The organism is Algoriphagus mannitolivorans DSM 15301, from assembly GCF_000429425.1.
In the GTDB taxonomy this organism is placed as follows: domain Bacteria; phylum Bacteroidota; class Bacteroidia; order Cytophagales; family Cyclobacteriaceae; genus Algoriphagus; species Algoriphagus mannitolivorans.
In genome coordinates this window covers 367,421-387,263 of sequence record NZ_AUBV01000001.1, presented here as the reverse complement: position 1 = coordinate 387,263, position 19,843 = coordinate 367,421, and the positions used below count along the sequence as shown (strand labels likewise).

Sequence of the window (19,843 nt, the reverse complement as noted above, 5' to 3'; positions counted from 1 at the left end):
TTATTTCAATGCTTTTTTGACTAGTTCTTCGAGCTTCTTACGATCATCTTTCACGGAAGAAAGGTCCACTAAAGCCACTTTTCTAAAGTCGATTGGATGACTTTCACTTTGCAGGCTGATATATCCTGAATCTAATGGCTTCCCATCAATTTTAACGGACGGATCGACCGGTGAGACGTTCCCTCCACCTATTTGAGGTTGGTAATAGCTGATAACGGTATCTTTCCCCACCAAATGATGGACCTCTTCGCTCCCCAAAACAATGAAGTTGGCTTTGACCCATTGCTCACCAGGGTAAGTTTCGGATCTCGAATTGATGCAATGCGGGGTGAACAAGGTGTCACCCATGACGACGTTGGTGCCTGGGGTGCATAGATTACAAGTAGAACGTTTGTCAGTGCCATTACCACCTAAGAACTGGGCTTCGATTGAAATCGGGAAGTCTTGATCTTTCAACATGGTTTTAGGATCCTGGCTATGAAGCATAGCTCCGCTGTTTCTAAGTGCCCAACCTTCTCCTCCCGGGCATTGCTCACCTACGAATCTGTATTCCACTGTCAGTAGATAATAGGAAAATGGGGTGTTGAAAAAGAGATGTCCGTATTGTCTGTCGAAGCTGGTGTATCCGTCATAACGGACTTTCAATAAACCGTCCTCGACTCGAAAAGTGTTGCCAAAGTTTTCTCCTACTTCGTGAGTTCGGATTTTAACAGTCCACTCTTTTAAATCTTTCCCGTTGAAAAGCTCAATCCAGTCTGGTTCGTTAATCTTAGCATGTAGGCCGAAAGCCAATAAAATTGCTGCTAGAAGTCCTAAAATGAATTTTTTCATTCTTCTTTTTTCATTCTCAGCACAGCCCATACTGGGTAATGATCTGAATACGGAATCTGGTTTAACACTTTATATTCCACGAGTTCAAACTTTCGGGAATCATACCAGATGTAATCGATTTTGGCACCTTCTTCAATAGTTCCAAAAGTGTTTTGCTGGATTCCTGATTCAGCACCAGCCTCTTTCCAATGAGCAGGAATGCGGGAATATTCTTTAGAATCTGGGGTAAAGTTTAAATCACCTACCCAGACCACTGGTTTGTCTAGGTTTTCGGCGTAGGAAAGGATAGAGTCTAATTGGGCTAGCCTGTTTTCTTGAAATTCATGGCAAAGGTGGGTTCCTCCAAAATAGAATTCCTCCAAGGTTTTGAGTTCAGCCTTTACCCAAGCAATTGCTCTAGGCTCTCCGCCAGCAGGAATTGGAAGTGATACGGTATGATAGGCAGAGCCTTTTTTCGCCAAAAGTCCCTCTCCATACCCACCTTCATCAAAATCCATTGCCTTCCCGAAATAGCCTCTATATCCAGTCTCCCGGGAAAGCTTTTTCATGAAATCTATTTTTTCCCCATAAATCCTCTCCGATCGAAGGGTCATACTGTCCACCTCTTGAAGTGCTACGACTTCGGGTTGGTTGAGGATAATAAAATCTGCAAGGTGATGGAAAGTACTGTCCCCCGGTTTGGCCGGATTTTCACCATGGTAGATATTATAGGTTAGGATTTTCACATCCTGTGCTTTGGCAAGGCTGATAATTACACAGAAAAAACAACAAAGGAAGAACTTTTCCATGGAGAGAAAGACCAGTTTCATTAATAAATTCCTAAGTTAAAAAATCAGAGTTAAGGAATAGGAATTTAAATTGATTTATAGCTGAAATTTCTGGTATTGAATGATTTCGCTATTTTTCTAGTCAATAAGTTTTTTTGCCCAAATCAATGCCTTCGGATGAATCGAATAACAAAAGTTTTGCTTGTATTTTTTTTGCCTTTAATTCTTGCAGGGGTAGGATATGGATGGTATTGGCAAAAATGGGTCAATGAAAATTTAGAGTCTCTTCTTAATCAGAATGTAGAAAGTGATTATCAATTCAAACTCGGAGAGGTAGATTTTAGAATCTTTGAACGTTCCATTTTTTTGAAAAATTTAAAGATCATTTCTCTAAAGTCAGACACAGTTTCCCACGTCAGAGGAGAAATTGAGCAGGCTTTTTTAAAAAATGTGCATTTAGCCAGATTGCTATTGAAGAAACAGCTGCTGATCGATGAATTAGGCTTTATACATCCCACGATTCAGGTAAATCTTTTTTCAAATACTGACAAAAAGGAAATGCCTGAATCTACTCTACAGCATTTTTTCGGAGATATTCTATCCAAAGGGGAGATAAAGAATTTTAGGCTTTCTCAAGGGGCAGCGATTTTTTATGAAGAAGGGGCGAGAAAAGGAACCGCTTATAATCTTGGCATTTTGGTGAACGGGTTAGAGACAGATTCCATAAAGGCGCAATATTCCATTCCATTCGACTACCAAAGGGTCTACTTTTCATTTGATAGCCTAGTCTATGAAGTGGAAGAGGGGCAGTATTTACGACTCGGAAAGATGAGACTTGATTCAAAGCTTGAAAGGCTCTCCATTAAAAACATCTCCCTGCTCTACCAAGAGGAATTGGAAAAGGTCGCAAGACAAAAGGACTTTCAGTACGATTTGATCGAACTGAAAATGGATTCCTTGAAATTGTCAGGGTTTGGACCTGAAATTCGTTTGGATTATGATTTTGATGTCCGGGCGAGGAAGTTGGAATTGTTTGGCTTAGACCTGAAAGACTACCGGGAGAGAAGGTTGCCCAGACCTAAAGATGAGGTAAGACCGATGTTTCAGGGGATGATTTCTCAGGTTAATTTTCCACTTAGACTAGACACCTTGGAGATTGTGGATTCACAGATTAGCTATGGAGAATCAGTCCCGGGAAGTGGAGAAAATTGGACCATCCAGTTCAAAGAAATGAATGGCCATATCATAAATTTGACAACAATTCCTGAGTACCAAACTGAAAAGAAAAATTTTGAATTGGATCTGGTAACGAGCTTGGAAGGCTCTGGAAATTTGAAAGCAAAAATCTTGGTTCCTTACGATAAAGAAGAATTTTTCATGGACCTGGATTTTAATAATTATTCACTTCATCATCTCAATCCGATGCTAAGGCCCATTATGAATGGAGAAATAGCACAAGGACATCTGGATCGCATGAAAATGACAATTCAGGCAAACGAATTTACCGCAAATGTCCAGTTGATTTTTGATTATCGGGATTTGAAAGTAGAGCTTTACAATAAAACCGGCCAGAAGAAAAACAAGCTACTCTCGGGCTTGGCCAATGTTGCCATCCATCAATCCAATTTGCCAGGAGATAAAAAGTATTTGGGTCCAAATTACATGGTTTCTAGAAACCGGACGCGGGGACCTTTTCACCTTGTTTGGAAAAGTACCAAGGAGGGAATTATGCAGGTCATTCCCGGTGGACTAGCTAAGGAGCTTTTTTTACCCTGAGCGAGAGGGATTTTTTTTGGTTTTTTGGAAAATTTTTGAAATCTGTAAAAGGAATTTCGTCCGCCTTATTTTGGATTTGATTTTGCTATAATTCATTATAAGTATTTGATAGATAGATTTTTATATATCTTTTGGACTTCCAGGTTTTCTTAAAAAATATTTTTTGGTCTTAGGTGAAAATCTATTGTAAATGATTTGCTAAAAATCTACATTCCGAGGTATAATCCACTAACCAAATTAACTATGAGAAAACTTTATTCTGCACTGTCGCTTTCTGCGCTATTGGGCGTGACAGTATCCTGCGGGGAAATGATTGAAAATGACTTGGCCACAGCTGATGTGGTGGAGAGAATTACGCAAGAAGCTTTCGTCCCCGGTCAATTGTTGATCAAGTACAAAACAGCAAATCAAGGCTCTCGACTTTCTCAGGATATCTTGTCTCTCATTCAGGCAAGCGTCGTGGAGGAAATCAAGACTGAGGCGATTTCTGTGGCTAATGCAAGAAAGGGCACTCCATCCGGTGATTTACTTTTGGTCGAAAGTAAATTGGGAACCTTGGAGGCGATTGAGCGATTGAGAAACATGCCTGAAGTTGAGTATGCTGAGCCAAACTGGATTTACCAGCACTATGCAACCTCAAATGATCCTTATTTCACCAGTGGTCAATTATGGGGCATGTCAGCTAATGGTAATCAATTTGGTTCCCGTGCAGCTACTGCTTGGGCGGCCAATAAAACTGGTTCCTCTACTGTCTATGTCGGTATTATCGATGAGGGCTACATGTACACTCATGAGGACCTAGCAGCCAATGCAGGTGTCAATCCAGGTGAAATCCCAGGTGATGGAATAGACAACGACGGAAATGGTCTTGTAGATGACGTTTATGGTTGGGACTTTGATGGCAATAACAATTCGGTTTTTGACGGTACTGGAGATGATCATGGAACTCACGTCGCGGGTACTATCGGTGCTGTGGGTGGAAATGGAACTGGTGTAGCCGGAGTTGTCTGGAATGTGAAAATGATTGGCGCTAAATTTTTGGGATCCAGAGGTGGTACTACTTCTAATGCCATCAAAGCAGTGGATTATTTCACGGATTTGAAAACCCGTCATGGTTTGAACATTGTGGCTACCAATAACTCTTGGGGTGGAGGAGGTTACTCTCAAGCCTTAAAAGATGCTATTGACCGCGCTAACGCTGCCGGAATCTTGTTCATTGCAGCTGCAGGGAATTCGGGTACTGACAATGATGCCACCCCAAGCTATCCATCTGGATATACTTCCCCCAACGTGATTGCTGTAGCTTCTATTACCAGCTCCGGAGGATTGTCCTCTTTCTCCCAATTTGGAGCTACGAGCGTGGATTTGGGTGCTCCAGGATCTGGAATTTGGTCCACTGTGCCTGTGGCTGTAGGAAAGGGTAAAAATGCTACGGTTGGATCAGGATATGCAAGCTACAATGGTACTTCCATGGCTACTCCTCATGTGACAGGTGCTGCCGCCCTGTATGCTTCTTTAAACCCGGGTGCTTCTGCTACGCAAATCAAAAATGCTTTGCTAAGTTCGGTAACTCCAACTCCTTCTCTTCAGGGTAAGGTTGCAACCAATGGCCGATTGAATGTTTCAGGATTCTAAAAATTAGAATTCTTTAAAGGAGAAGAGGCTTTCTTGAAAAGAGAAAGCCTCTTTTTTTATAACTCCCGTCTTTTTCGCATTTCCTCAGCTACTTCTTGGTCCAGGGGAATAGAACTTTTTTCCAACTCTGAAATGATGTTTTTGTAATTCTGATCATCACGATTTTGGGAAAGTTTGGCGCTCGCATGAACTTCCTCGATTTGAATCTCAATTCCTATCAGAGCCTTGATTTGGTTCTGGACATAGGTTTCGGACATGGTTTCAACCGAAACACGGTTTGGCCTGCCGGCTTCATAGCGATCTACCAATAGTTTTAAATGGTGAATCAATTCTTCCCCTTCAATAATTCTAATTTTCCCATACACATGGACTGCTAGGTAATTCCAGGTAGGCACATTTTCATGAGTGTACCAAGAGGAAGAAATATAGGCATGAGGTCCTTGAAAGACCACCAGAACTTCCTTGTTTTCCTGAAGTGTCTTCCATTGGAGGTTTGCTTTTGCCAAATGAGCATGAAGCACAAAATTACCATCGGCATTTTGGTCCAGTATAAAAGGAATATGAGTAGCCCAAGGCCTTCCATTGGCTTGAGATATCAAGGTGGCAAAGGCATTTTTCTTTAAAAAATCCTGGATTTCGGAGTCGTTTTTCCAGATGTTAAGTGGATGGATGTACATGAACTATGGAGTTTAGGAATTAAGAATTGAGGAAAATTTCGGACAATTTGAGGACTAGGTTTCTAAGCTGGGATGAAAAAATTATTTTTATACTATGAAAGATTTTTCGACGGACAAATTAGAGCTGGCGGCCAGATTTGTCAATAATACTGGGGCTCCCATTTTTTTGACGGGAAAAGCAGGAACAGGCAAAACCACTTTCTTGAGAGAATTAGCCAAAAGAACTCACAAGCGCTTTGTGATTTTGGCTCCTACTGGGATTGCTGCGCTCAATGCCCGAGGAGTTACGATTCATTCCCAGTTTTTGTTGCCCTTTGGCTCTTTTCTACCGGTCAAGGATGCCGAAGGAAACTACACGGACCGATATGGCTTTTTTACCCAACAAACTCTTGCAAGAAAGCATCCTCTGAATCATTTCAGACGCAATGTGCTGAAATCAATTGACCTCCTGGTCATCGATGAAGTGAGTATGCTTCGGGCGGATATTTTGGATGCAATTGATTATAGAATGCGCAGTGTCAAGCGCAATTACAAAGTTCCTTTCGGGGGAGTTCAAGTATTGTTTATAGGGGATTTATATCAATTGCCTCCTGTGGTAAAAGAGGATGAATGGGCCGTTTTGAGTAGGTTTTACAATTCCATCCATTTTTTCGAGGCGAAAGCGCTCCAGAATTCCGGTATGGTTTACTTGGAGCTCGATAAGATTTTTCGGCAGCAAGACGAGATTTTTATCCGAGTGCTCAACAATCTTCGAGATAACCGATGCACTTCGGAAGATGTAAGAATTTTGAATTCGCACTACAAGACTTTGGACGAAATCCAAAAGCTCCCTCCCTGCATTACTTTGACAACACACAATTACAAAGCAGATGAGATCAACTTACGAGAGCTTAGAAGCCTGGATCCCGAATCATTTTTTTATGATGCAGAAGTCGAAAGAGATTTTCCGGAATCACTCTTTCCACTTCCCCAATCCATTGAACTGAAAGTCGGTGCAAGAGTGATGTTTATCAAAAATGACACCTCAGGGCTTTCTTCCTATTTCAATGGAAAATTAGCAACAGTCATAGAGCTCAAAAAAGAGGAAATCAAGGTTGAAATGGATGATTCCCATGAGGAATTTCAACTGAAAAGAGAGCTTTGGGAAAATAAAAAATATAAAATCAACCCCGAAACCAAAGAGTTGGAGGAAGAGGTTGTCGGGACTTTTTCTCAGTATCCCATCAAACTCGCCTGGGCTGTGACAGTGCATAAAAGTCAGGGCTTGACTTTCGACCGGGCTATTGTGGATGTAGGTCAGGCCTTTGCTCCGGGACAGGTTTATGTAGCTTTGAGCCGCCTTAGAAGTTTGGATGGGCTGGTGTTGAGAACGAGGGTTTCTGAAAACGTGATTTATTCGGACCCTAAGGTGGTGGACTTTACCTTGGGGAAAAATGAAACCCAGAATCTTCAGGAAGCTTTAAAGCAAAACCAGTTTTCATACCTCCTCCACTTGGCAGAGTCAACTTTTGAGTTTGAGTCCTTGGTAAAATCTCTGAGCCAGTTTGACAAAGAAAATGAAAGCAGTCTGGAATTTGAAGAGGAAGATATCCGAAAAGACATACCGGAGATTTACCGAATGCTGCAAGCTGAATTGGAAAATTCCACCAAATTCCGCGCTCAGCTGCATGCCTTAATCTATCATCAGAAAGTAGAACGGCTTTTAGAGCGAGTAGAAAAAGGAACGGGTTATTATCTGGAGTTGCTGGAAAAAGTTTTGGGGATCTTAATCCGGCATCAATTGAAGGTGGAGCATTTTTCAAGAATCAAGACTTATCAAAATGGACTTGAAGAGATCGAATTGGAAATCCTTCAAAAGTACGCCTCCATATCCCGGAGCGGAAGGTTGATGAAAAATATCTTGGAAGGGGAGATGGCAGGTAAAATGGAAGATTTGGATCGACAATTGGAACTCCTTAGAAAAGACTTGATCGAATCAATTCGGAAAGATTTGCCACCCAGAGAACTTTCCAAAAACAAAACAGGAAGAAAGAAATCCAAGGAAAAACCAGCCAAAGAAAATAAGGAAGATACCAAGAGCCTTAGCATCCGACTTTTCTTGGAAGGTAAGAGCCCAACCGAAATCGCTCAGGATAGAGGGTTTGCGGAATCCACCATCATGGGGCATTTGGCCCATGGAGTCAAGCTCGGTAAAATAGAACTTGAAGCACTTGTAGAACCCAAAATCATCTCAGAAATCCTGCAGGTGGAGGAAAAGCTCAGCTCCTTGAAGGCGTATTTTGAGCATTTTGAGGGGAAATACGATTACGGTACTCTACGGCTTGTTTTGTATTCTCATAAAGGAGAGGCTTTGGATTAGGTGATGCTTTAAGCCCATGGACTAGAGCCCATGGGGACATTGGACTTTCAGTACATGGGTTCGGTCAATACGCTAATAATGGTAAGAATTCCCTCTTTGTAGTTGCCGAGTCGGATATTTTCATTCGGGCTGTGCTGATTGTTGTCGGCATTTACAGTGGGGATCGTTACTGCCGGGATTCCCAAAGCATCAACAAAAGGAGAAATCGGAATGGATCCCCCAGAAATCCTAATCTGGACTGGATCTTCTCCAAACGCACGGTTCATAGCTTTTCTCAACCATGCGCCAGTCGGTGAATCCATTGGAGTTCTGAAGGCTTGGTAAGAAATCGAAGTTTTGACTTTGACGATCTTTGGATATTTCATCCGCTCCTCATCAGTAGGATCGTTTTCCACAATATGAAACCCCTGCTCTCGGATATGCTCCTTGATCAAGCCGAAGAGCCGATTAGGATCTGATTCAGGAACCAGTCTCATGTCCAGTTCTGCTTCTGCTATGTCAGGTACAATGGTTCTAGCTTCAGGGCCTACCCAAGCTGACTTCATTCCCCGGATATTTAAAGATGGGTATTGGATACTTTCTTGATAGGTGGATCCGATTTGATCTGTTCGACCCAATCCCAGACGTTTTTTGATGGCTGCTTCGTCATCCGGAACGGCGTCCAGAATGGCTTTTTCTTCAGAAGTAAATTTGATACCGTCATAAAAACCCGGGATGACCACTCTTCCTTCTGCATCCTTCATTGAGGCTAACAACTGGCTCAATAGAAGCGCTGGGTTGGGCGCATAGTTTCCATAGTGACCACTGTGCTGGGGAAGTTTTGGTCCATATGTAGTCATAAACAATTCGGAAATGCCACGTGCTCCATAGCTCAAAGTAGGGAGGTTGGAGGTGTGTCGAGGACCGTCCATGATCAACATCATGTCGGCAGCAAGCTTGTCTTTGTATTGGTTTACCGCATCTGGAAGTTTAGGTGACCCCTGCTCTTCTTCGAAGTCCAAAATGATTTTGATGTTGTAATCCGGGGAAATCCCTTCCGAAGAAAGAGCGTCCCAACCTGTCAAAAACATAGCAAAAGGGCCTTTATCATCGGATGTTGATCTTCCAAAAAGTCTCCATTCAGGATTGTATTCGGATTTCAGTTTTTCAATTGATAAAGTTTCAAAATTACCATCTGGTTTTGGGGCTTTCAGGGTAGCTTGATAGGGGTCCGGCTGGTGCCAGCGACTCCTGTCAACTGCCTGCCCATCGATGTGGAAATAGAAAAGTGCGGTTTTGGTGGCTCCGGCTTGTTTTTTCTCAGCCAGAAGAAGCGGGATTCCACCGGTTTCTAATCTTTCAAAAGCCCAGTTTCTTTTTGAAAACTGATTCTCGCACCACTGAATATTGACTTCGATTTGCTCTGGATAAAATGCATCATTCGGCATGGAAACAATCTCTCTGAGGAGTTCCAAACCATGCTGCCAATTGGATTCAGTAAGCTTTTGAAGTTTGCTTTGCCCCGGTGTTTGGGCGAAAATGAAAGTCGAAAATCCAAGCAAGGGTAGAAGAAGCAGTTTTTTCATAAGGGCGATTTTTTTCTAAAATAAGAATCCCCGCCAAATCAGCCAAGAAGATTGAAAAGAAGGGATCCATCAAGAAAGGCCGCTTGGGGCGGCCTTAGTGTTAGTTAGTAGGTGTATTTGATATAGACTCTTCTACTGATGGTGTGATCATCCGGTTGAATTACCATGTCAGCAGATTCTGCCATGGATCTGGCATTCATCAAGTATTTGGGCTGAGGGACATAGCTTTGTTCCATTCCTACATAGAAGACCCGAAGTCCTTTTAAGTTCAAAGTGTTTCCAATTAAAGTAGCTCTGGCCTCGGCATCTTTCAAGGCCTCTGCTAATAGGGTGTTTTCCAGTGATTTTCTTGTGGATTCCGCTACTCCAAACTGAAGATTATAGCTCATGTCGCCGGATTTCTGAATGGCTTCTGAGATTTTTTGCAAATCCTCATTGGTAGGACTGGTGACAATTCTCAGGGTCTGCCGAGCCACATAACCGCTGTCTTTAGCAGTGCCGCTTCTATAAATTCTGTTTACATCCACAGAATAATTGTCTGCAATCAGTTTATAATCCTTGATTCTTTCTTTTTTCAAGGCATCTGCTAGATTTTGGGCCTTTTTATTTAATGTATTGACAGCATTGTTGACTCTCAGGGTCTTTTCTTCCAGTTGGATAATATACACAGCCTCGTCAGGAGCAAGTTTACGCTCTGCATATCCTTCGACTTCAATGATTGGAACTTGCTGGACTTGCTGAGCAAAAAGAACCTGCGCAATGCCCAGGGTCAAAAATAGGGTCAAGATATTTTTCATGGTATTCATGGTTTAGTTCTGTTTTATTTAGTCAAAAGACGAACCAGCTTAAGGATTCGTGACTTGTTTTTAGAGAAATTAAGATTTGGATTACTTCAATTTCCACTCCAAAAATTCCATAGAGCTCAGCTCTGGACCTCCTCCTCGGTTGCCGGAGCCTGCCTGAACGTAAATTTTTCCATCCAGTAACACAGTTCCCGTTCCATGCCTTCCTTGATTCAGATTGGGGAGTTTTATCCATTCATTGGAGCGTGTATCCAACACTTCTACTTCAGCATGAGCTGGAACCTGTACTCCGCTTTCTCCATTCATGACAACGAGGTAAGGTCCAATTCCCAGATTTGAATTTCCTGCTCTTGGTGTTGGGATTTCTGTATCCAAAGTGCTCCATGTCTGGGTTTTGAAATCAAAAACATCGATTTCTTTGATGGTCGTGTCGATTACCCGATTGATTTTGGCATGTGAGGTTCTTCCTCCAGCCAGGTAAAGTTTTTCTCCGATCAGAGCAGCACTGATATGGTCCCGGGCGCGGGGAGCATCGGGAAGGGGAGACCATTTTCCGGTTTGGGGATCCAAGACATCAAACCAAGGAACAAATCCATCCCAGTGACCATCCTGAATTCCACAGACCATGTAGATTTTATCGTCCTTCACAAATACACCTGCTGAGCCACGAAGCCGATTTTCGGGAAGTTCGGGTCCCTTTCTCCAGGATTTATTTTTGGGATCAAAAATCAAAATTTCGGGAATTGGAGTCTCATGGGGATAACCACCGGTAAAAGCTCCTACTACCCATATTTCCCCTTTGTAAGAAACCGCTTGGAAGTGACTGATTTCAAGTGGAGCATCAGCGATTTTGCTCCAGGAATTGGTCTCGGGATCATATTCTTCCACAGGTCTTTCTCCTCGTCCACCAATTGAGTACAGCTTTCCGTTACATTCGACAAAGGAATTTTCATGACGTGGTGTCGCTTCTGTTTTAGGAGAAATTATGGTCCATTGTTCCTGAGCAAAAAGACTTAAGTTCAGAAAGAAGCAAAATGCTAAAATGTAGATTTTCATAGGTTTGGGTTTTGTTACTAAGATAGGGATAAATAAAAATGAGATTTGGTTTACCTAAGATATAGAACAATTTTTTCCCACAGATGAACACAGAAAAAGACTCAGATTTACACAGATTTTTCATTCCTGTTCAAATTCTCTGAGGAATTGCTTTAAGTATTTCTGTGAAAATCAGCGAATGGATCTGCGTAAATCAGCGGGATAGTCTGTAGAAAAAAAGAAGACCATGAAAGGCTCCATGGTCTCTTAGTTTCAAATTTTAAACTTCAAATTTTGATTTATTTTCCCAAGTCCAGGATTTCCCGAATCTTATTGATTTCTGCCATTTCCTCAAACAGGCCTTCCTTGTCTTCTGCTGCAATTTTGTTTCTAAAAGCAGTCAGATTGGCGATATACCCATCCAAAGCACTGAGAATGTTTTTCTTGTTTTCAGTAAAGATCGGCGCCCACATGGCTGGACTGGACTTGGCCAGACGAACGGTGGACGAAAATCCTGATCCCGCCATGTCGAATATGTTTTTCTCATCCGCCATTTTTTGAAGAACTGTTTCTCCGAGCATAAACGATGAAATGTGGGACAAATGGGACACGAAGGCCAGATGTCTGTCGTGCTCTTCAGGATCCATAAACCTCAATTTTAAATTGAGGGCGTCAAAAAGCCTATAGGCCTTTTCTTTTAGATGCAGGTCTGTCTTTTCAAGTTCGCAAATGATCATGACTTTTCGGTCCAGCAGATCCGCAAAGGCTGCTTTTGGGCCAGAATACTCAGTACCTGCGATCGGGTGGGCCGCCAGATATTGCGTTCTTTTGGGATGGTCAGCCAGCAATTGGCAAAGCTTTCCTTTGGTTGAACCCACATCAAAAATTAGGGTATTCTCACCAATTTGATCCAATGTTTTTAATAACAATTCTCCCAAAGTATCCGCCGGAGTTGCGAGGATAACTAAATCGGTATCCGCATCAGGGCTTTCTTTGGCCTCAGTGATAATTCCCAAAGTAAGGGCATCTTTTAGGTTTTGAGGGTTGGCGTCAAATCCGGAGATAGAAAGTTCCGGAAATTTTTGTCTTGCTCCCAAGCCAAAAGAACCTCCTAAAAGTCCAAGTCCGATGATGTGTATCTTTTTCATTTTCGATTATGATTTAATTCGATTGATAGCTTCAAGGATTTTGAATTCGGGCATGCAAAGAGAGAATCTGACATATCCATTTCCTTCACTTCCGAATATTTGTCCCGGGGTGATAAAGATGTTTTTCTCATACAATAGCCAATCCACTAGTTCTTCTGCAGATTTTCCTTCCTGGACTTTTGCCCAAACAAAAAGGCCGGTAGCTTTTTGATCATAGCTAAGGCCCAATAAATCCGCCATTTTCCAAACCAGTTTTCTGCGGTTGGTGTAGTTTTCATTCAGATCAGAAAACCAGCTTTTGGGCAGGTTTAAAGCCGCGATGGCCCCTTTTTGAATTCCCAGAAACATACCGGAATCCATATTGGATTTGACTTTTAAAATGGCTTCAATCCAATCTGCTCTTCCGCAGACCATGCCGACCCTCCAACCGGGCATGTTGAAAGTTTTGCTGAGGGAATTTAATTCCAAGGCTACCTCCATTCCACCTTCCACTTTCAGAATTGAGAGAGGATTTGTGTTGAGAATGTGGCTGTAGGGATTATCATTGATTAAAATCAGCTGATGTTTTTTTGCGAAGGCGACTAACTCTTCCAAGATCTCTTTGGTGCCAGAGGCTCCTGTAGGCATGTGGGGATAGTTGATCCACATCAGCTTTACCCGACTTAGGTCTTGGGATTCCAATTCCTCAAACTTTGGCCTTCCTTTTTTCTCCAAATCAATTCCGTAATACACCGGTTCGGCTTCCAATAATCTGGTAACCGAAGTGTAGGTAGGATAGCCGGGATTTGGAATCAATACTTGATCGCCTGGATTCAGAAAAGCCATGCTGATGTGTAAAATTCCTTCTTTGGAACCCATCAATGGAAGGATTTCTTTGTTAGGGTTCAAGTCCACTCCAAACTCCCTTGAATAAAAACCAGCCATGGCAATGCGAAGCTCTGGTATTCCTTGATAACCCTGATATCCGTGAGCCTGTGGGTTTTCAGCCATTGACTTGAGGGTATCAATGACACTTCTGTCTGGGGCTAAGTCCGGGGATCCGATTCCTAAGTTGATGACAGGTTTTCCCTCAGCCACCATCTGATTCACTTCACGTAGTTTGGCCGAAAAGTAATATTCAGCCACCGTGTTCATTCTATTCGCGTATCCCTTCATAGCTTTCTGCTTCTGTATTCTCCAAAAATTTTCAAATCCCCAAAATCTCGGGTAATCAATTTCATCGACTCTCGGAATTGATTGGGATCATTGTATTCTGCATCAATAAAAAACGCATACTCCCAAGGTTTTTCGATCACAGGAATGGATTGTATTTTACTGAGATTCAGGTTTTTTTCTGCCAACATGGTAAGGAGTTTTGCCAATCCCCCTGCTTCATTTTTGATGGTTACTTTAAAAGATGCCTTGTTTGGAATCTGGTCTGAATCCGATTTTTCTCGATGAAGAATAATGAATCTGGTAAAGTTATCCTTTACTGTTTGAATATCCCTCGCCAATATTTCCAAGCCATAGATTTCAGCAGCAATTTCACTGGCTATTGCCGCTAGTCCCAGGATTTTTTCTTCAGAAATCCTCTTCGCTACCGATGCAGTGTCAACATCATCAAACTGATGAATTTGGGGATGTTGGGCTAAGAAAGTCTTGCACTGTAAAAGAGCCATCGGATGTGACCGTACCTCAGAAATATCTTCTATTTTTTGCCCGGGCAATGCCATCAGTTGATGGGCAATCGGGAGGTAAAATTCATCCCGGATAAAAAGACCGTATCGATCGATCAGGTCATAGTTTGGTAAAATGGCGCCGGCAATGGAATTCTCGATTGCCATGACTCCAAAGTCTGCAACTCCTGAGGCTACTGATTTTGCTACAGGCTCAAAGGTGTTGAAAGCTAAAATCTCAGCATCCAAGCCGAAATTCTTCAAGGCTACCTGATGATGAAAGGATCCGGGGACTCCCTGAATGGCTATTTTCGAAGACATGGATCAGTCTTGGTTTTCTAGTTGGATGCCTGTTAGTTCACAATGCTTCCAGAAGCTGGGATAGGATTTGTTTACAACTTCCGGATCTTCCATGATGACATCAGTTTTGGTCAAAAGCGGCATGAATGCCATTGCCATACGATGGTCTTCATAAGTATGGATTTGTACAGACCTAGGCATAGTGACAGAAGGAATTACCTGGAAGACTTCCGGCTCGATCTCTTTTAACTCAGCATTGAACTTGGCCAATTCCTGCTGTAGGGCATAAATCCGATCCGTCTCCTTTATCCTGAGACTTTCCAAGCCCGTAAAGATTGCGTCTTGGCCCAAAATGGCACAAGTGACAGCTACCGTCTGGGCAAGATCCGGACAATGTGTGAAATCCCATTTTTTTAGCCCCTTTACCGCTTGTTTCTGAAGCAGTACTCCTTCTTGGGTGAAAGTGGATTTAACTCCCAAAAACTCCATAATATCCACGATAGCAGAATCACCTTGAAGGGAATTTTCCTTTAGTCCTTCCAAAAGCAATTCCCCGGAATCTGAACAGGCTAGAAGGCTAAACCAATAGCTAGCTCCCGACCAATCGCTTTCCACCGCAAATTGCGTGGGTTGGTAGGCCTGATGTTCGACTTTGATTTTGTTGTTGCTCCAGGAGTATTGAATACCAAACTGTGCCATCAATTCCAAAGTCATTTCGATGTAGGTCTGACTTCCTACCTTTCCCTCTAATTCTAGCTCCAAGCCCATCGGAAGCAGAGGCGCAATCATCAGCATGGCTGAAATGTATTGACTAGAAACATCTCCCCTGATTTTTATCTTGTCAGTGGTCTGATTGGGTAGCCCGTGAACAGCTAATGGAGGATAGCCCTCGCTGTTGAGGTAGTGAATTTCGGCACCAATACTTCTTAAAGCATCCACCAAAATACCAATCGGTCTCTGACACATTCTTGCAGTCCCGGTCATGACCTTTTTCTGGTTCGTAACCGCCGCATAGGCTGTCAAAAATCTCATTGTGGTTCCTGCGTCCAATACATCGTACACGGGTGGATTTGTTTTCAAAAGCCGAATCATGGTCTGAGTGTCTCTAGCCTCAGCCAGATTGCTCAATTTATTTTCACCTTCCGTAAGTGCATCGATAATCAAAGCCCTATTGGACTCGCTTTTTGAGGAGGGAAGTGGGATTCTTATAAAATCAAATTCGCTTTTTTGGGATAGGCGAAGCGTTTGCATGGTTTGGAGGTTCAAGGCTTAGGCCGTTTTTAAATCGTGATAAAATTGAATGGCTTCCAGGATTTCTTCTCGGGTGACAGGGATATTATAAGTGCAATCCCCAATTGATTTTAATAGTGAAAACATCAGGGTGTTTCCTTCATTCTTTTTGTCCTGAATGCATAGGTCCAGGATCGGATCCAGCTGGTTCAAGTCAAAATTGACTTTGCCATAAATACCTAAGAGAGTTTTGGTCAAGATTTCCAGATCTTCTGAGGACATGCCGCATTTTTTCACTGACAAATAACCTTCCGCAATCATGCCTAAAGCGATAGCCTCGCCATGAAGAAGATGATTAGCGCTGTCCAGAAAATAAGACTCAAAGGCATGGCCGATGGTGTGCCCAAAGTTGAGGATTTTCCGAAGTCCGTTTTCTTTGGGATCTGCAGTCACTACAGTTTTTTTTATGGCGACAGATTTTTGGATCAGATCCTCCCAAGATTGGCTCTCCCAATTGGAAGTTTTTAAGGAGTTGAAATAAGCTGCGTCGTGAATGAGGCCATGCTTGATGATTTCTGCATAGCCAGATCGAAGTTCTTCTTTGGGTAAGGTCTCCAGAAACTCTGCTGCTATAAGGACGGTTTCAGGTTCATTGAACACGCCCAGATGGTTTTTCAGTCCCCGAAAATCCACTCCCAACTTTCCGCCTACACTGGCATCGACTTGAGAAAGAAGTGTGGTTGGTAGGTTGATAAAACGAATACCTCTCTTGTAAATGCTTGCGCAGAAGCCCCCCATATCTCCAATGACCCCGCCTCCCAGATTTAGCATAAGTGTTTTTCGGTCAAGTGCCAATTCTGTCATTTGACTCCAGATTTCAGTACAGGTTTCCAGGTTTTTATGGATTTCTCCGGGACTAACGCATAGGAATGCGGAGTTCTCTGGAAGAGCGTTCTGAATTCTCGGGAGGCAATGCTTTTGGGTATTTGTGTCCGTGAGAACTACCAATTTGGAAAAAGTGAGTTCTTCAAAAACTTGTGCTAAAGCAGAAGCCGCGTCTGGGGCGAAAATTACTGGTTCCAAGGTTTGGCCTATTCAAATTTGAATTCTAAAATAATGGAAAGCTACCCTAATTGGGGTAGCCTTCCAGAATTGAGAGCAGATTTATTTTTTAATCGGTTCAGCTTCTCTGAGTTGTTTTTCTTGTCTTTTCACGGATTCTTCATGGATGCAATAAAGGAGCTCTTTCATGAATTTTTCGCTAAGATGCTTGGAAACACCCTTTTGAGTTCTGCTTTCCATGACTTCTTTCCATCGATTAGACTGGAAGACAGTCAGGTGATGCTCTCTTTTGTGCGCTCCGATTTGATCGATCACAGCGAATCTTTCCTGAAGAATATCCAAAAGCTGATCATCCAAATGATCTACCGCTCTTCTTAAATCCTGAAGCTTCTCATCAGGTCCCATGGTTTCCAGAGGCTCTTTGAAATCAATGGAATCAATCATTTCCTTCAGTCTTGCCGGGGTAATTTGCTGCTTGGCATCAGACCAGGCTTTGTCCGGATCATGGTGAGTTTCGATCATCAACCCGTCCAAACCGAAGTTCATTGCACGCTGAGCGACTTCCTGAAGTCCGTCACGACGACCCACAATGTGGGATGGATCATTGATTACTTCCATTCCAGTCCAAACTCGCTTGAGGTGAATTGGCATGGACCAATTTGGCTTGTTTCTGAATCTCTTATCATAGGCATCTGAGAATCCTCTATGGATAGCAGCCAATTTATCAATACCGACTGCATACATTCTTTCCAAAGCACCCACCCAAAGTTCCAGATCAGGATTCATCGGGTTTTTGATCATTACCGGAATATCCACGCCTCTCAAGGCTTCCGCGATTTCCTGAACTGCGAAAGGATTCACGGTAGTTCTTGCTCCAATCCAAAGAACATCCACCTTATGTTTCAGGGCTAGCTCCACGTGAGCGGCATTCCCTACCTCTGTGGTGATAGGGATATTCAGGTTGTGACGGACGATTTCCATCCATTTCAAGCCTTCCTCTCCTACACCTTCAAAAGATCCAGGTCTAGTTCTTGGTTTCCAGATTCCCGCCCTGAAGAGCTGAGGCACCATGTTTTCTTCTTTCATTTCCTTACAGATCTGTTCGATCTGCTCTGGAGTTTCTGCAGAACAAGGTCCTGCGATGATCAGAGGGGAGGTTAGTCCTAATCCCCAGTCTTTGATTTGCTTGTGAGGCTTCATACGGCTTGAGCGTTTAAATGAAAAAAGCCCGACTCTTTCGAATCGGGCTTTTTGTGTTTTTATTTTCTTTTAGTTTTTGGCTAGGCAATACACAGCTCCGATTCGATTTTCGCTTCGAAAGTAAAAGTAAAAGAAGGTAAAATAGATTGCTGCTGTGATTAACATGTTCCAAATGTAAGCGGTGATTTTTTAAATGCAAACAAATTTTTCAGAAAATGAATGAAAAAAAATCAACTTGATGCTCATTTCATTGCAAGAAAGGAAATAGAGGCTTGATTTCTGGGTAATAAATGGGTGAAACAGAATATTATTTGGCTAAATTTTATATAGGCTAAAATTGAAAGTTCTGTTTTTGGAATATTCAAATTGAATTTTCTTAAAACAGTCTTGATTACAAGTTTTGCCTTATTTCTATAAAACATATTCCCCTTTTTTGGGATTTATTCTACAGTTCATAATCCTAAGATTATCCAAGCCCATGCGGTTTTTTTGATATCTTTGCAGCCTTAAATATGCTTTATGCCAGTAAAACCCACTATTTCTTTTGAGAATTTAGAAGTGGCTTTTGCCTCTAAGAGTAATGCGGAACTGCGGAAAATGTATTTGATTTTCGCGACGCTGAATAATAACCTGATTTCTGATTTGGGGATTGGTTTGGCCAATTTGGCTTTCAAACTCAAACTCCCAGTCAATGGAATCATGAAAAAAACGATGTTTGGACATTTCTGTGGAGGGGAGACCATTCAGGAAAGTATTCAAGCGTGTAAGCATCTTGCGGAGTTCGGTGTGGAGTCCATATTGGATCTTTCCGTAGAGGGAAAAGGGGATGAAGAATCCTTTGACAGAACCTGTGAAGAAATCTATCAGACTTTGGTGGAATCTGCCAAGACAGAGTACATGCCGTTTGGGGTCTTCAAGGTTACCGGATTAGGAGATTATCACATCATGGAGAAAATCCAGGCTGGAGAAAAGCTTTCTAAGCCTGAGGAAGAAGCATTTGGAAGGTTAAAAGGCCGAGTGGATCGCCTATGTAAGGCGGCTCATGACTTAGGTCTTAAGATTCTTTCCGATGCGGAAGAAAGTTGGTTTCAGAATGTGATCGATGACATCACCTACGAGGCTATGGAAAAATATAACCGTGACCGCTGTGTAGTGTATAATACTTACCAAATGTATCGTCATGATTCTTTGGGAAGATTAAAAGCAGCCCATGAAGTGGCCCAAGAAAAGGGATATATCCTAGGAGTCAAACCCGTTCGCGGTGCATACATGGAAAAAGAGCGTGAAAGGGCTAAAGAAATGGGTTATCAGGATCCAATTCAACCTAATAAAGCGGCTACAGACCGCGATTACAATGCAGCAATTCAATATTGCGTTGAAAACGGGATTTATTTAGTGTGTGCCACCCACAATGAAAAAAGCGCATTGCAGCTCACTGAGCTCATGAATATCCATGGGATTTCTCCTGAATCTGACCAGGTTTATTTCTCCCAACTTTATGGAATGAGTGACAACATATCTTTCAATCTGGCCAAAGCTGGGTATAAAGTGGTGAAGTATGTTCCTTATGGTCCGGTAGAAAAAGTGATGCCTTATTTGACCCGAAGAGCAGCTGAAAACACCTCCATTGCTGGTCAAAGCAGCAGGGAATTTGAGTTGGTCAAGCGGGAAATGAGGAGAAGAAAAAAGCAGTAGGCAGTTTCCAGGGATCAGTAGGCAGTGGCAGTTGGCGTGGTCAGGCTGAGGGAAGTCAAAGCCTTGGTTTATAGTAAAAAGTTAGTAGTAAGTAGTAAATAGAAA

16 protein-coding genes are annotated in these 19,843 nt (G+C 42.5%); 4 read left to right on the top strand and 12 right to left on the bottom strand.

The genetic code is table 11. The features are described from left to right. The gene (locus G458_RS0101735; protein ID WP_026950378.1) at window positions 1–831 is read right to left on the bottom strand and encodes a 3-keto-disaccharide hydrolase; all 831 of its coding nucleotides are present in this window, start codon (window positions 829–831) and stop codon (window positions 1–3) included. Further along, complete coding sequence (locus G458_RS0101730; protein WP_051286951.1) at window positions 828–1,619, bottom strand: endonuclease/exonuclease/phosphatase family protein; 792 nt, start codon at window positions 1,617–1,619, stop codon at window positions 828–830. Before G458_RS0101730 ends, G458_RS0101735 begins: the two co-directional genes overlap by 4 nt. Window positions 1,620–1,775: 156 nt before the next feature. On the opposite strand from G458_RS0101730, the gene G458_RS0101725 reads away from it, so the two are divergent. Both G458_RS0101725 and G458_RS0101715 read left to right on the top strand, forming a co-directional pair. After that, window positions 1,776–3,374: a DUF748 domain-containing protein gene (locus G458_RS0101725; protein ID WP_026950376.1), complete on the top strand. Its 1,599-nt coding sequence runs from the start codon at window positions 1,776–1,778 to the stop codon at window positions 3,372–3,374. Between the two features lie 243 nt (window positions 3,375–3,617). Then, entirely contained in the window at window positions 3,618–5,009 is a 1,392-nt protein-coding gene (locus G458_RS0101715) for a S8 family peptidase (protein ID WP_026950375.1), read from the top strand. A gap of 56 nt (window positions 5,010–5,065) precedes the next feature. Here the strand turns inward: G458_RS0101715 and G458_RS0101710 are convergent, their stop codons facing one another. After that, window positions 5,066–5,686: an FMN-binding negative transcriptional regulator gene (locus tag G458_RS0101710; RefSeq protein WP_026950374.1), complete on the bottom strand. Its 621-nt coding sequence runs from the start codon at window positions 5,684–5,686 to the stop codon at window positions 5,066–5,068. A 94-nt stretch (window positions 5,687–5,780) separates the two neighbouring features. Between G458_RS0101710 and G458_RS0101705 the strand changes: the two genes are divergently transcribed. Next, on the top strand, window positions 5,781–8,045 hold the full coding sequence (locus tag G458_RS0101705; protein ID WP_026950373.1) for a helix-turn-helix domain-containing protein: 2,265 nt from the start codon (window positions 5,781–5,783) through the stop codon (window positions 8,043–8,045). A 47-nt stretch (window positions 8,046–8,092) separates the two neighbouring features. On the opposite strand, the gene G458_RS0101700 is transcribed toward G458_RS0101705, so the two are convergent. From G458_RS0101700 to G458_RS0101660, 9 genes are all read right to left on the bottom strand, one after another. Continuing rightward, the gene (locus G458_RS0101700) at window positions 8,093–9,610 is read right to left on the bottom strand and encodes a M20/M25/M40 family metallo-hydrolase (protein ID WP_026950372.1); all 1,518 of its coding nucleotides are present in this window, start codon (window positions 9,608–9,610) and stop codon (window positions 8,093–8,095) included. Window positions 9,611–9,714: 104 nt separating this feature from the next. Beyond that, window positions 9,715–10,407, bottom strand: a complete 693-nt coding sequence (locus tag G458_RS0101695) for an SIMPL domain-containing protein (RefSeq protein ID WP_026950371.1) — start codon at window positions 10,405–10,407, stop codon at window positions 9,715–9,717. 90 nt (window positions 10,408–10,497) lie between these two features. Beyond that, window positions 10,498–11,469 carry a Kelch repeat-containing protein gene (locus G458_RS0101690; RefSeq protein WP_026950370.1) on the bottom strand — a complete coding sequence of 324 codons (972 nt, stop codon included), beginning with the start codon at window positions 11,467–11,469 and terminating at the stop codon, window positions 10,498–10,500. Between the two features lie 278 nt (window positions 11,470–11,747). Further along, entirely contained in the window at window positions 11,748–12,596 is an 849-nt protein-coding gene (locus tag G458_RS0101685; RefSeq protein ID WP_026950369.1) for a prephenate dehydrogenase, read from the bottom strand. Window positions 12,597–12,602: 6 nt separating this feature from the next. Beyond that, a complete protein-coding gene (locus G458_RS0101680) occupies window positions 12,603–13,751 on the bottom strand; it encodes a pyridoxal phosphate-dependent aminotransferase (RefSeq protein ID WP_026950368.1) in 1,149 nt (382 codons plus the stop codon). Continuing rightward, window positions 13,748–14,572, bottom strand: a complete 825-nt coding sequence (locus G458_RS0101675) for a prephenate dehydratase (protein WP_026950367.1) — start codon at window positions 14,570–14,572, stop codon at window positions 13,748–13,750. Before G458_RS0101675 ends, G458_RS0101680 begins: the two co-directional genes overlap by 4 nt. 3 nt (window positions 14,573–14,575) lie before the next feature. Then, the gene (locus tag G458_RS0101670; protein WP_035467548.1) at window positions 14,576–15,802 is read right to left on the bottom strand and encodes a 3-phosphoshikimate 1-carboxyvinyltransferase; all 1,227 of its coding nucleotides are present in this window, start codon (window positions 15,800–15,802) and stop codon (window positions 14,576–14,578) included. A gap of 18 nt (window positions 15,803–15,820) precedes the next feature. Further along, window positions 15,821–16,864, bottom strand: coding sequence for a 3-dehydroquinate synthase (gene aroB / locus G458_RS0101665; protein WP_026950365.1), 1,044 nt, complete (start codon window positions 16,862–16,864; stop codon window positions 15,821–15,823). 81 nt (window positions 16,865–16,945) lie between these two features. Beyond that, entirely contained in the window at window positions 16,946–18,043 is a 1,098-nt protein-coding gene (locus G458_RS0101660; protein ID WP_026950364.1) for a chorismate mutase, read from the bottom strand. Between the two features lie 519 nt (window positions 18,044–18,562). Between G458_RS0101660 and G458_RS0101650 the strand changes: the two genes are divergently transcribed. Next, window positions 18,563–19,738: a proline dehydrogenase family protein gene (locus G458_RS0101650; protein ID WP_026950362.1), complete on the top strand. Its 1,176-nt coding sequence runs from the start codon at window positions 18,563–18,565 to the stop codon at window positions 19,736–19,738. Window positions 19,739–19,843: the final 105 nt, after the last annotated feature.

Excerpts from the sequence above, each read along its gene's own strand:
- G458_RS0101735 (WP_026950378.1), bottom strand. The coding sequence starts at position 831 with ATGAAAAAATTCATTTTAGGACTTCTAGCAGCAATTTTATTGGCTTTC.
- G458_RS0101730 (WP_051286951.1), bottom strand. The coding sequence starts at position 1,619 with ATGGAAAAGTTCTTCCTTTGTTGTTTTTTCTGTGTAATTATCAGCCTT.
- G458_RS0101725 (WP_026950376.1), top strand. The coding sequence starts at position 1,776 with ATGAATCGAATAACAAAAGTTTTGCTTGTATTTTTTTTGCCTTTAATT.
- G458_RS0101715 (WP_026950375.1), top strand. The coding sequence starts at position 3,618 with ATGAGAAAACTTTATTCTGCACTGTCGCTTTCTGCGCTATTGGGCGTG.
- G458_RS0101710 (WP_026950374.1), bottom strand. The coding sequence starts at position 5,686 with ATGTACATCCATCCACTTAACATCTGGAAAAACGACTCCGAAATCCAG.
- G458_RS0101705 (WP_026950373.1), top strand. The coding sequence starts at position 5,781 with ATGAAAGATTTTTCGACGGACAAATTAGAGCTGGCGGCCAGATTTGTC.
- G458_RS0101700 (WP_026950372.1), bottom strand. The coding sequence starts at position 9,610 with ATGAAAAAACTGCTTCTTCTACCCTTGCTTGGATTTTCGACTTTCATT.
- G458_RS0101695 (WP_026950371.1), bottom strand. The coding sequence starts at position 10,407 with ATGAAAAATATCTTGACCCTATTTTTGACCCTGGGCATTGCGCAGGTT.
- G458_RS0101690 (WP_026950370.1), bottom strand. The coding sequence starts at position 11,469 with ATGAAAATCTACATTTTAGCATTTTGCTTCTTTCTGAACTTAAGTCTT.
- G458_RS0101685 (WP_026950369.1), bottom strand. The coding sequence starts at position 12,596 with ATGAAAAAGATACACATCATCGGACTTGGACTTTTAGGAGGTTCTTTT.
- G458_RS0101680 (WP_026950368.1), bottom strand. The coding sequence starts at position 13,751 with ATGAAGGGATACGCGAATAGAATGAACACGGTGGCTGAATATTACTTT.
- G458_RS0101675 (WP_026950367.1), bottom strand. The coding sequence starts at position 14,572 with ATGTCTTCGAAAATAGCCATTCAGGGAGTCCCCGGATCCTTTCATCAT.
- G458_RS0101670 (WP_035467548.1), bottom strand. The coding sequence starts at position 15,802 with ATGCAAACGCTTCGCCTATCCCAAAAAAGCGAATTTGATTTTATAAGA.
- G458_RS0101660 (WP_026950364.1), bottom strand. The coding sequence starts at position 18,043 with ATGAAGCCTCACAAGCAAATCAAAGACTGGGGATTAGGACTAACCTCC.
- G458_RS0101650 (WP_026950362.1), top strand. The coding sequence starts at position 18,563 with ATGCCAGTAAAACCCACTATTTCTTTTGAGAATTTAGAAGTGGCTTTT.